The sequence below is a fragment of the Hydrogenophaga sp. L310 genome, from assembly GCF_055703065.1.
Genome location: NZ_JBVPZA010000014.1, coordinates 62,884 through 74,873 on the forward strand (window position 1 = coordinate 62,884; position 11,990 = coordinate 74,873).

An 11,990-nucleotide genomic window follows, 5' to 3' on the forward strand; every position below is an offset into this window, starting at 1 on the left:
TTCAGTGTAGCGGTCAGGATCCGGTTGTCAGCCATCTTCGCGCGCGCGGGTCAACCGCGTGCGCCGCTCGCGTAAAGTTCGGTAAATGGCCCCGCCCGAGAACCCCCTGCCCCTGCCTGCCCGGTCACTGGACGCCCTGCTGCAGCGCCTGGCGCACGAACGCCCCGAAGCCATCGCGCTGGGCGCTCGCGATCCCGGGTCACCCGCGGGCCCCGACATCCGCTATGCGGATCTGGCGCCGTGGGTGGTCGCCGTCGCCGGGCAGTTGCAGGCGCAGCAAGGTGTGCAGGCCGGTGACCGGATTGCCTGGCTGGGACTGAACCACCCGCTGCAGATCGTGCTGCTGTTTGCGCTGGCGCGACTGGGCGCGCTGCTGGTGCCGCTGAACCACCGGCTCGCACCAGCCGAGTGGGCTGCCGTGCTGGCCGACTGCCAACCCAGGCTGCTGGTCCACGATGCCCACTTCGCACCGGCCGCAGAGGCGCTGCCGGATCCGGCACCGGCCGGCATGTGCCGCGTGCCAGCCCGGCAGCTGGCCCAAGACCCCGACCCGGCCATCGCGGCGGGCCCGAACGATCCCGGCCCTGACGACGCGCTCGACCAGCCGGTCCTGCTGGTCTACACCTCCGGCACCACGGGCGCCCCCAAAGCCGCGGTGCATACCCAGGGCAACCTGCTGGCCAACATGGCCATCGCCGCCCAGGTCCAGGGTCTGACGGCGAGCGATACCGTGCTCACCGTGCTGCCGCTCTTCCACGTCGGCGGCCTGTGCCTCCAGACGCTGCCGGCCCTGTCGGTCGGCGCGCGCGTGCTGCTCTTTTCGCGTTTCGACGCCGCGGCCACGCTGGACTGCATCGCGAACGAACGCCCCACCCTCACGCTCCAGGTGCCCGCCACGCTCAAGGCGCTGACCGAACACCCGCAGTGGACCGGCACCGACCTGTCCAGCCTGCGCGCGGTCTGGGCCGGCTCCAGCCTGCTGCCGCCCGCACCGCTGGCCGCGTTTCATGCGCGCGGCGTGCCGGTCTGCAACGTCTACGGCAGCACCGAAACCGGCCCGTTCTCGATCGCCCTGCCAGCCGAAAACGCCCAGGACCATGCCGGCTCCTGCGGCTGGCCGGCCCCCGGTGTCGAGGTGCAGCTGCGCGACCCCCTAGGCGCTGTGGTGGCGCCTGGCGAAGTGGGCGAGATCTGCCTGCGCGCGCCGAACGTGGTGCAGCGCTACTGGCCCGACCGCGCGGCCTGCGACGCTGACGGCTTCTTCCACAGCGGCGACCTGGCGCAACAGGCGCCGGACGGTAGCTTCACCGTGGTCGGCCGGTCCAAGGACATGATCATTTCCGGCGGCGAGAACATCTACCCGGCAGAGATCGAAAACCTGCTGTTGCAACACCCGCTGGTGGTCGAGTGCAGCGTGATCGGCCAGGCCGACGCGCGCTGGGGCGAGGTGGCGGTCGCGGTGCTGGTTCTGCAGCCCGGCGAGCACGACCGTCCGGACTGGGCCGAACCCCTGCAGCATTTCCTCGAAGGGCGCCTGGCGCGCTACAAGTGGCCGCGCCGCTGGCTTCGCGTCGACGCCCTGCCCAAGACCGCGCTCGGCAAGGTGCAGAAGGCCGAGCTCAAACGCCTGCTGGACGCTCCGGCAGCGGAATGAGGCGCGTGGCGAGCCAGACCAGCAGCAACACCGGAACACCGAGAAAGGCCGTTGCGGTGAAGAAGGTCGGGTAGTCGTAGGCATCGACGAACGCCCCCGAATAGCCCGCCAGCCACTTGGGCGCCAGCAGCATCATGGAGCTGAACAGCGCGTACTGCGTGGCCGAGTACGTGACGTTGGTCAGGCTGGAGAGGTAGGCGATGAAGCCGGCCGAGGCCACGCCCGCGCTGAGGTTGTCGGCCGAGATCACGGCGATCAGCGCCGTCACGTCGTGGCCATGACCGGCGAGCCAGGCGAACAGCAGGTTGCTCGCCGCCGACAGGATGGCGCCCAGCATCAGCACCCGCATCACGCCCCAGCGCAGCGACAGCGCGCCGCCGATGAAGGCGCCGACCAGGGTCATGATCACGCCGTAAACCTTGGTCACCGCCGCCACCTCGTCCTTGGTGTAGCCCATGTCCACGTAAAACGGGTTGGCCATGATGCCCATCACCACATCACTGATGCGGTAGACGCCGATCAGCGCCAGGATCAGCAGGGCCTGCTTGCCGTAGCGCTGGAGGAAGTCGGCGAACGGCTCGACGAAAGCGCCCCGAAACCACTCGGCCGCATTGCGCGAGGGCGGCACGGCGAGCTGGACCGGTTCGCGCGAAAACAGCACCGTCACGACACCCACCAGCATGCTCGCGGCCATGACGAGGTAGGCCGTGGTCCACGCCGCGTTCTGGTACAGCGACCCCGGCGCGGGCTTGGCGGCGTCAGCCACGGCCGCCAAGGCCTGCGCCACCGGTGCCACCTCGGCCCGCGCCGCCAGCCACAACACCCCCGCCCCCGCCCAGATCATCGCCAGCCGGTAGCCCGTCTGGTACGTGGCGGCGAGCACGCCCTGGTGCCGCGTGTCGGCGGACTCGATGCGGTACGCGTCCAGCGCGATGTCCTGCGTGGCCGAGGCAAACGCCACCGCCAGCGCGCACCACACCACCACGTTCAGCCCGGTGCGCGGGTCCGAGAGCGCCATGCCCACCAGCGCCGCCATGATCGCCCCTTGCGACAGCAGCAACCAGCTGCGCCGCCGCCCGAGCCAGCGCGTGAGCAGCGGGATCGGCAACCGGTCCACCAGCGGCGACCAGCACCACTTGAACCCGTAGGCCAGACCGACCCAGCTCAGGTAACCGATGGTCGTGCGGTCCAGCCCCGCCTCGCGCAGGCGAAAGCTCAGCGTGCCCAGCACCAGCAGCAACGGCAAGCCGGCCGAGAAACCGAGCGCGAACATGCGCAGGCTGGCGGGCTCCAGATAGGCCCGCAGGGTTTCGCCCCAGGTGGGCCGGGCTGTGGGGGGTGGGGTCGAAGTCGTGACGGCGTTCTCGGTCATTGCGGCAGGTGGGTGCGCCCGGCGGGGGCTTTGCCTATTATTGACCCATGGTGCGACTCGAAGTCGCTTCTGTAGCTGAACCATTCAGCATGAACCAAGACAGCTTTTCTCTATGAATTTCATAGGTGAGGAGCCCGAGCGGAGCCGTGCATGGTCGCTCAATCAAAGTGTCATATTTCCCCCTGGGAATAGACCCATGAACAGCCTGCTGTGCTGATCATGTGCAAAAGAATGGCCCCTTCGGGGCTATTTCTGTTGCATCCACGCATCGAAAATACGTAACTATATGTAAATTTCGCTGCAGTCGGAGTCTTGGCCGACAACAGATCGACACCACTCAAGGTGTCTTGTTCTCAACCAGAACCACACTTGGAACAGTGTGTCCTCATCCACGCGAGCTAACCGGGTAACTGGTCGGTGAGAAGCCGTGGATAAACATCCCGCACCGCAAGGTGCACAGGCCACGTGCGAACGTGTCCGATTCCCCAAGCAAGACCGGGAAGAGATGATGAGGAAAAGGGTACGGGAAATGTAATGTGAACTCACGTCTGAACCGTCGTAACAATAGTTCAGCTAACGCTTGTCTCCTCCGACAGGAGGGAGCTGAGGCCAAAAGGCATAGCGCTCGGGAGTTGCAGGTCATGGACTTCAACTCGTTCCCCGTGAGCGCTCGGCGGAAAGTGAGTCCCTAACCCCATCTGTCGGTCTGCCGACCGACGGGGCACCTTGGGAAACGAGGTAAACCCGATGCATCGCTGACCCCCTGCGGGGGTCAGCAAACCCAAACAACGTAATGGAGGGAGGGTCATGGTGCAGCGGGCAGAGGAAGTTGCAAAAAGCGAACGGCCGTCTGTAATGGGCGGCATAGGGGTCATACCCTGAGGTGAAAACCTGCTGACTTGCAACAGGTGCGACGGCGCGAGCCGTGAGCGTCTTTTAAACCGACCCTGGAGGGCACTCGTGCCCTCGGGGACGGGTGCCTTCCTTCGGGTCCTAACCGAACCGGGGATGGTATGGAAAACATCGAGGCAATCTTCGATGCTGCGCCCCGTGACGAATACAGCGAGTGGCATTCCATTGACTGGAAGGCTGTTCAAGCATTCGTAGGAAAAGCGCAAGCGAAAATCGCGCAGGCGGAACTGGAAAAGGATTTCCGAAGGGTCAAACGACTTCAAAGAAATCTCATCCGATCCTGGCAGGCCAAGGCATTGGCCGTCAGGAAAGTGACCGAAAACCAAGGGAAGCGAACAAGTGGCGTTGATCGCGAGCTCTGGGATACGCCGAGTAAGAAATGGGAAGCAGTGAGTCGATTGACACTGCATGGGTATCGGGCCAAGCCGTTGCGGCGTGTCTGGATACCCAAGAGCGATGGAAAGAAGCGCCCACTGGGGATACCGACCATGCTGGACCGAGCGATGCAAGCCCTGTTCTTGCTCGCAATGGAACCTACATCCGAGTGCCACGCCGATCCGAACTCTTACGGGTTCAGAAAAGGTCGAAGCACACACGATGCACGCTCGCAATTGTTTGTGTCTCTATCCCAAAAGGCCTCGGCCAAATGGGTGCTGGATGCGGACATCAAGGGGTTCTTTGACAACATCAACCACGACTGGTTGCTCGCCAACGTTCGCATGAACAAGCGGGTGCTCAAACAGTGGTTGCGCTGCGGAGTGGTCGAACAGAGTCAGCTACAGCCGACAGACGCGGGAACACCCCAGGGGGGGATCATCTCGCCGCTGCTGGCCAACCTGACACTGGACGGATTGGAACGGGGTTTGGAGAAGCTGATCAGGAGCCTCAAGACACCGAAGAAATCACCCAATCCCAAGGTGAATCTCGTGAGGTACGCCGATGACTTTGTGGTGACCGGCGACTCGAAAGAGTTGCTGGAAGCTGTGGTCCAGCCGTATGTGGAAACCTTCCTGCGAGAGCGGGGACTGGAGCTGCAAATGGCGAAGACGCGCATCGTGCATATCAACGATGGCTTTGATTTCCTGGGGTGGAATTTCCGAAAATACTCGGACACACTGCTCATCAAACCAACCCGGAAAAACGTGCAAGCGTTCTATGGCAAGGTGAGGGACGTCATTGCAAAAAACCTTGCCCGACCTAAGGCCGAGTTGATACAGAAATTGAACCCAGTCCTCAAAGGCTGGGCAAGGTACCACCAAGGGGTGGTGGCCAAGGAAACGTTCACCAAGCTGGACCGCCAGATTTTCTGGCGGTTGATGCGATGGGGGATGCGGCGACACCCACGATGGAGCAGAGGCAAAGTGCTTCTGTACCACTGGAGTCATCTCGACACCCGTTGGGAGTTTGCCGCCAAGGTCATCAACCGGCGGAAGGAAGAGATACAGCTACAGCTGTACCACTTGGCGGACACGTCCATCGTGCGCCATGTGAAGATCAAGGGGGACTACAACCCCTTCGATCCAGTATGGGAGTCGTACTGGGAAGGTCTGAGGGTGAAACGGATGAAACAAAGCATCTGGAACGCCCAAAGGCTGGAACTGTGGCTCTCGCAGTTCGGAAAATGCGTGTTGTGTGGCACCGACCTGGAGTACGAGGACGGCGGACTGGAAGACCACCACATTGAAGAAATTCGATATGGTGGCTCCCACAGTCTGAACAACCGAGTGCTCCTGCATTCTTGGTGTCACAGGCGTGTCCACGCCCTAGGTTTGGAGGTCACCAAGCCGGTCCCAGCACGGGGACTTTAATCTGGCGAAATGGGTGAGGGTCATGCAACCCCTTGACCCCGTCGAGCCAGTGGTTGTGCGTGAGCCGTATGCGTCGAAAGGCGCACGTACGGTTCTTAGGGGGGGCTATAGTAGAAATGCTATGGCCCTACCCTCCTGTTTTCTCTGCGACCTCAAGACGCCTTCCGCCCCTGCTCCGCAGCGCGGCCCCTGGCAGGCGCGCCGCGCCTTCGTGCTCGCGGGCGCGGCAGCGGCGGCCTGGCCCGCAGCGGCGCAGGTCGATGTGGGCAAAGCGTCCAGCCTGCGCAAGCTCGTGCCCGCCGACCAGATCGAACAGGCCGGCCGCCAGCAGTTTGTGCAGACCGTGCAGGAAGCGAAGCAGCAAAACGCCCTGCTGCCCGCCAACCACCCGCAGACCCGGCGGCTGCACGCCATCGCCAAGCGCATCATTCCGCACACCGCCGCCTGGAACCCGCGCGCCAGGGACTGGCGCTGGGAGGTGATCCTGATCCACAGCGACCAGATCAACGCCTTCTGCCTGCCCGGCGGCAAGATCGCCTTCTACACCGGCATCCTGAGCCAGCTCAAGCTGAGCGACGACGAAGCCGCCATGATCATGGGCCACGAAATGGCCCATGCGCTGCGCGAACACGCACGGGAACGCCTGGCCAAAAGCAGCGCCACCAACCTCGGCCTGCGCCTGGGCGCCGAGCTGCTGGGCCTGGGCAACCTGGGCTCCGTCGCCGCCGACCTGAGCGCGCAACTGCTCACGCTCAAGTTCAGCCGCGAAGATGAGACCGAGGCCGATCTGGTGGGCCTGGAAATGGCCGCCCGCGGCGCGTTTCAGCCCCAGGCCAGCGTGAGCCTCTGGCAGAAGATGGCGGCGGCCAACAAGGGTGGCGGCCCGGCCTTCCTCTCGACCCACCCGAACGGACCGAACCGCATCCGGGAGCTGCAGGCGAACGTGCCCAAGGTGCAGGCGCTGTACGAGCGGGCGCGACGAGGTTAGTGCCGGTCCGGCGTCCCGGCCGCAACGGTCTGGTGCCGCGCAGCCGCCTCGCTCAGCGCGTAGGCGGGCAGTGCCAGCGCCAGCGGCAACAGGTAGTAGGTGGCGCGGTAGGCCAGCACCGTGGCGAGCACCTCGGCCACCGGCAGGCGCGAGCCGAGCGTGGCCACGAACACCGCTTCCAGCACACCCAGGCCCGCCGGCACGTGCGTCAGCACACCGGCCAGCGCCGCCAGCAGCAGGGCACCGAGCACGGTGGGATAGTCGATGCGGCCCCCGAACAGGCTCCAGACGGTGGCGCCGATCAGCAGCCAGCTCGCGCCACCCGCCACCATCTGCCACACCGCCATGGGGGTGCTGGCCAACGTCAGCGAGCGGCCACGCCAGGCCAGCCGACGCGGGCCCGTGAAGTGGCACAGCACCGGGTAGGCCAGCGCCGCCAGCACCATCGCCAGCCCGATGGCGCGCAGGGCCGGGTCCGGCAGCGCCCAGCCGGCGCTCAGGCGAGGTGGCGCCCACAGCAGCACCGCACCGCCCACCCACAAATAACCCAGCCAGTTGGTCGCCATGCTGTGCGCAATGATCTGCGCCACCGTGGACGCGGAGAGACCCCGGCGCGTGTACAGCCGCAGCCGCAGGGCGAAGCCGCCCACCAGCGCGCCGGCGTTGAGGTTGAAGGCGTAGCTGATGGCGGCGGTGCCGAGCGTTCGCAGCGTGGACAGCCGGTGGCCCGTGAGCCGGCGCCCGATCAGGTCGAAGCTGGCGTACAGGCCATGGCTGAGCAGCGCCAGGCCGGCCGCCGCCGCCAGCCGACCAGGCGGCATCTGCTGCAGCGCCTGCCAGACCGCGGGCCAGTCCACCGTGCGGGCCTGCCGCACCACCAGTGTGAGCACCAGCGCCGCCAGCGCCCAAGGTGCCACCCGCTTGAACCACGACCAGGTGGTGCGGGCCCAGGGCTTCATGCCGAGTCGGTCCGCATGGGAACCACCTGCGGCGCGCTCATGCCGGTGAGCCGGGCCCAGGTCGGGTAGCGGCGCAGGACGTGGAACACCACCAGACTGCGCAGCGCGATCCAGGCCGAGCGCAGCCGCCCTGGTGTCGGCAGCTGCACGCGCTGGCACCCGTGCCGCATCATTTGATCAAGACGCCCGCTCAAGTGCAGGGCGAACGCGGCGTCGCGCACCACCACGTTGGCCTCCAGGTTCAGGCTGAGGCTGGTCGGGTCGAGGTTGCTCGATCCGACAGTGGCCCACAGGTCATCGACCACCGCCACCTTGGCGTGCAGCGGGCGTTCAAGATACTCGTAGACATTCACCCCGGCGCGCATCAGGTGGCCATACAGCAGCGCCGAGGCCTTCTGCACCCAGGGCTGGTCGGGCCAGCCCTGCAGGATCAGGTCGACCCGTACGCCGCGGCGCGCCGCGTGGCGCAGGTCGCGCAGGAACCGGTAGCCTGGAAAAAAATAGGCGTTGGCGATCAGCACGCGTTCGTGCGCGCTGCGCACCGCAACGCGGTAGTGGCGCTCGATGTCGGTGCGGTGCTCGCGGTTGTCGCGCGTGACGAAGGCGGCCACCGCGCCGTCGCCGACGCCCTCCAGCGCGCCGCCCCAGGTGCGGATCGCGCGCCAGCGCTGCAGCCAGTCATGGCGCGCGGGTTGTGGCGTGTCCAGGTTGGCGCGGCAGAAGGCCTGGATCTGACCCACCAGCGGGCCCTCGACCTCGACCGCGTAATCCTGCTTGGCCAGCGGCCCGAACTCGGCCAGGTGGTCCAGCGAGTAGTTGATGCCGCCGACAAAGGCCCACCGGCCGTCCACCACCACCAGCTTGTGGTGCATGCGCCGCAGCATGTTGATGCGCGCGCCCAGCAGGCGCTGGGCCGGCTCGAAACTGCGCAGCCGCACGCCCGCATCGAGCAGCGGCTGCGTGAACGACGGCGGCAGGTCGGGCGAGCCCCAGCCATCGACCAGCACATGCACCACGGCGCCGCGCCCCGCCGCGCGCAGCAGCGCCTGCTGCAGTTCGCGCCCGACCTTGTCGTCGAACAGGATGAAGGTTTCGAGCAGCACCTCGTGTTCGGCCGCGGCGATGGCTTCGAACACGCGCGGGAAATAGGCCTCGCCGTTCTCCAGCAGCGTGATGCGGTTGCCCGGCACCCAGTGCGAGTTCATGGCGCCTCCTGCAGATCGATGCCGGCGGCCAGCGGCGCGTGGTCGGACAGCCGGGACCAGGGCCGAAGCGGCAGCGGCAGCGGCGTGGCCGCGGCCACGCCGCGCACGTAGATGCGGTCGAGCCGCAGCAGCGGAAAGCCCGCCGGAAAGCTGCGCGCGTGCGCACCCAGGTGGTGGCGGAACACCTCGGTGAGCCCGCAGGGATTCAGGCTGGCGTCGGCGCGCGAACGCCAGTCGTTGAAGTCGCCGGCGACGATCAGCGGCGCGTCGGCCGGCACCTCACGCTGCACCGTGTCGCACAGGCGCTCCAGCTGGTGGTGCCGGTGCGACTCCCTCAGCCCCAGGTGCACGCACATCACCTGCAGATCGGGCAGGCCGTCGGGCATGGCCAGCACGCAGTGCAGCAGGCCGCGCGGCTCGACGCCGGGCAGCGAGATGTCGTGGTTGGCGCTGTGCAGCACCGGGAAACGGGAGAGCACCGCGTTGCCGTGGTCCAGGCCCTCGGCCACCGCGTTGCGCCCGTAGGCGTGGTCGGACCAGATCTGGTCGGCCAGGAACTCGTATTGCGCGCTCTCGGTCCCGGACCCGCCTTCGACCTCCTGCAGGAACACCAGGTCGCTGCCCACCGCGCGCACCGCCTCGCGCAGGCCGTGCAGCACGGAGCGGCGGTTGAAGGCGCTGTAGCCCTTGTGGATGTTGACGGTCAGCACGCGCAGGTACCGCGAAGCCGGGAGGATGCTCATGTTCTCGGGCACGGGTGAATGGGGGCGGCCCGGAAGGGCCAGGCCATGCTCCATCTTGGCCGGTCGGGCACCGCACGACTGTGCGTCATCGAACAGACGTTTTCAACCCCGAAGACCTTGCGGGCACCAGCGCCTGCGCCATGACATCCAACACCCCACGACCAAAGGGGCAAACACTGTACGTGCGGGCACGACGCGGCTAGCATCCGCCCGTCGGCGCCTGCCGACGCCCACCCGTAGGAGACAACCATGAAAACCCTGGTGACCGTGTCCGCCTTGCTGTGGTGTTCGGTGGCTTTTGCCAACAGCTGCCCCGCCGAAATGAAGGCGATCGACGCCAAGCTCGGCACCAACCCGAGCCTGTCCATGTCCGACATGGAGAAGGTGAAGTCCTTGCGTGCGGAAGGCGAAAAAATGCACAAGGAAGGCAAGCACGACGAGTCCATGAAGGCGCTCGGCGACGCCAAGAAACTGCTCGGCCTTTGAGCCCGCGTCCGGGCGGGCGGCTCAGCCCCCGTTCACATAAGGGTTGAAGCGCCGCTCCTCGCCGAAAGTGCTCTCCGGTCCATGACCGGGGATGAACACCGTCTCGTCGCCCATGGGCCAGAGACGCTCCTGGATGCTGCTGATCAGCTGAGCGTGGTTGCCCTGCGGGAAATCGGTGCGGCCGATGCTGCCGGCGAACAGCACATCGCCCACGAAAGCGCGCTGCGCCTCCGGCGAGTGAAACACCACATGGCCCGGCGTGTGGCCGGGGCAGTGGCGCACGTTGAGCGTGCACTGGCCGATCTGCACCGTGTCGCCATCGGCCAGCCAGCGCGTGGGCGTGAAATGGCCCGCCGGCGGAAAACCGAACATGGCGCTCTGCTGCGGCAGGCCGTCGATCCAGAACTGGTCGCCCGGGTGCGGGCCGATGATCGGCAGATCCAGCTGGGCGGCGAGTTCGGCCGTGCCGCCGGCGTGGTCGATGTGGGCGTGGGTGAGCCAGATGGCCTTGAGCGTGACGCCCAGGCGCTTCACCTCGGCCAGCAGGCGCTCCAGGTCACCCCCCGGGTCGATGATGGCGGCGTCCAGGGTTTCATCGCACCAGACGATGGAACAGTTCTGGGCAAAAGCCGTGACGGGAACGGTGAGGTACTGGAACATGGGTCTCGGGGTCGGCTTTGAGGGACTGGCGGTACTGTATCAATCAGGTCGCGGAAAAACTGGCATCGCCTGGCAGCAAGGTTCCACCCGGCCAATGCCCCTCGGTGCAGAGGCGCTGCACCAGCGCCACCACCAGGCTGGCCACGGCCTGGGACGCCGACGACAAGGGGATGTGAACCGAAGCGCAGAGCACCAGGACCCGCTCCAGGGGCGGGTCAACCACTGGCGTCGCCACCAGCAGGCCGGTGTCGATCTCCTGCCGCAGCGGCATGACGGGCAACAGGGTGCGACCCAGCCCCGCCAGCAGCGTGGTGCGCAGGATGCTGATGGAGCTGATGTCGGCAAACACCTGGGGCGGCGCAAGGCCGGCCCGGGCCGCGGCCGCTTCGATGAGGGGGCGCACGCCGTGCGGACTCGCCGGCAGGATCAGGGGCATCGCCAGTGCCCGGTCCAGCGTGACCGTCGCGGCCGGGGTGGCGCCGGGCTCGGCGGGCTCGATCAGGCACAGCTGCTCGCTCAGCAGGCGCCGGCAGGTGAAACCGCCCAGGTGGCCATCATCGAACAGCACGGCCAGGTTGATCTGCCCGGTGCGCAGCTGCCGCGTGAGGTTGCCCGTGAGTTCCTCGGTCAGTTCGAGCTCGATCCGGGGGAGGCGCTGGTGGACTTCGCGCAGCAGGAGCAGCGCCAGCGCGTTGGAAGCGCTGTGCGGGATGCCGAACACCACCTTGCCACGCGGCTCGTCGTCGGTGTGGCGCGCGCTGTGCAGCGCCTCCTCGGCCTGCCGCAGGATCGAGACCGCGTGGGGGAAGAAGCGCTGCCCGGCATCGGTCAGCTCTACCCCGCGGCGGGAGCGGTGAAAGAGGCTGGCACCCAGCTCGTCTTCGAGCTGGGCCACCTGGTGGCTGAGCGCCGACTGGGCCACAAACACCCGTTCGGCCGCCTTGGAAAAGCTGCCGCTGTCGGCGATGGCCACAAAGTAGCGCAATTGGCGGAGTTCCATGGAATGCAAGGAGTGAGGGCTCAGGACGGCATCCATTATCTCGATTCAAGATGGCAAGTCTCGAAATCGGTATTGGACAGATGATTCTGGCGCCACTCTAATGCGTTCACCAACTTTGCCGACCATCTCTTCCAGCCACCCGCCGGAAGACACCCGCCGACCAGGCACCCGATGCCGGCAAAAAGCACTTCTTACCGGAAGTG

Annotated in this window: 10 protein-coding genes; 4 read left to right on the forward strand and 6 right to left on the reverse strand. The window is 66.4% G+C overall.

Features of this window, described 5'->3' with window-relative positions:
* Window positions 1-85 precede the first annotated feature (85 nt).
* Complete coding sequence (locus AC0GNO_RS19640) at window positions 86-1,654, forward strand: class I adenylate-forming enzyme family protein (protein WP_472905175.1); 1,569 nt, start codon at window positions 86-88, stop codon at window positions 1,652-1,654.
* On the opposite strand, the gene AC0GNO_RS19645 is transcribed toward AC0GNO_RS19640, so the two are convergent.
* Window positions 1,620-3,026 (reverse strand): AmpG family muropeptide MFS transporter, encoded by a 1,407-nt coding sequence (locus tag AC0GNO_RS19645; protein ID WP_472905176.1) that lies wholly within the window; start codon window positions 3,024-3,026, stop codon window positions 1,620-1,622. The genes AC0GNO_RS19640 and AC0GNO_RS19645 overlap by 35 nt on opposite strands.
* A 1,013-nt stretch (window positions 3,027-4,039) precedes the next feature.
* Here AC0GNO_RS19645 and ltrA point away from each other — a divergent pair.
* Complete coding sequence (ltrA, locus tag AC0GNO_RS19650; protein ID WP_472905177.1) at window positions 4,040-5,746, forward strand: group II intron reverse transcriptase/maturase; 1,707 nt, start codon at window positions 4,040-4,042, stop codon at window positions 5,744-5,746.
* Between the two features lie 121 nt (window positions 5,747-5,867).
* Window positions 5,868-6,734, forward strand: coding sequence for a M48 family metallopeptidase (locus AC0GNO_RS19655; RefSeq protein ID WP_472905178.1), 867 nt, complete (start codon window positions 5,868-5,870; stop codon window positions 6,732-6,734).
* On the opposite strand, the gene AC0GNO_RS19660 is transcribed toward AC0GNO_RS19655, so the two are convergent.
* The 3 genes from AC0GNO_RS19660 to AC0GNO_RS19670 are packed head-to-tail and all read right to left on the reverse strand — an operon-like array spanning window position 6,731 to window position 9,635.
* Entirely contained in the window at window positions 6,731-7,693 is a 963-nt protein-coding gene (locus AC0GNO_RS19660) for a lysylphosphatidylglycerol synthase domain-containing protein (RefSeq protein ID WP_472905179.1), read from the reverse strand. The genes AC0GNO_RS19655 and AC0GNO_RS19660 overlap by 4 nt on opposite strands.
* Window positions 7,690-8,898 (reverse strand): cardiolipin synthase ClsB, encoded by a 1,209-nt coding sequence (gene clsB, locus AC0GNO_RS19665; protein ID WP_472905180.1) that lies wholly within the window; start codon window positions 8,896-8,898, stop codon window positions 7,690-7,692. Before clsB ends, AC0GNO_RS19660 begins: the two co-directional genes overlap by 4 nt.
* On the reverse strand, window positions 8,895-9,635 hold the full coding sequence (locus AC0GNO_RS19670; RefSeq protein ID WP_472905209.1) for an endonuclease/exonuclease/phosphatase family protein: 741 nt from the start codon (window positions 9,633-9,635) through the stop codon (window positions 8,895-8,897). The genes clsB and AC0GNO_RS19670 overlap by 4 nt, the downstream gene beginning before the upstream one ends.
* A 255-nt stretch (window positions 9,636-9,890) precedes the next feature.
* Here AC0GNO_RS19670 and AC0GNO_RS19675 point away from each other — a divergent pair, with 255 nt between their 5' ends.
* Complete coding sequence (locus tag AC0GNO_RS19675) at window positions 9,891-10,127, forward strand: hypothetical protein (protein WP_472888214.1); 237 nt, start codon at window positions 9,891-9,893, stop codon at window positions 10,125-10,127.
* Window positions 10,128-10,148: 21 nt separating this feature from the next.
* Here the strand turns inward: AC0GNO_RS19675 and AC0GNO_RS19680 are convergent, their stop codons facing one another.
* Together AC0GNO_RS19680 and AC0GNO_RS19685 are read right to left on the reverse strand one after the other, a co-directional pair.
* Window positions 10,149-10,787 carry an MBL fold metallo-hydrolase gene (locus tag AC0GNO_RS19680; RefSeq protein ID WP_472905181.1) on the reverse strand — a complete coding sequence of 213 codons (639 nt, stop codon included), beginning with the start codon at window positions 10,785-10,787 and terminating at the stop codon, window positions 10,149-10,151.
* A 43-nt stretch (window positions 10,788-10,830) separates the two neighbouring features.
* A complete protein-coding gene (locus AC0GNO_RS19685) occupies window positions 10,831-11,787 on the reverse strand; it encodes a LysR family transcriptional regulator (protein ID WP_472905182.1) in 957 nt (318 codons plus the stop codon).
* Window positions 11,788-11,990: the final 203 nt, after the last annotated feature.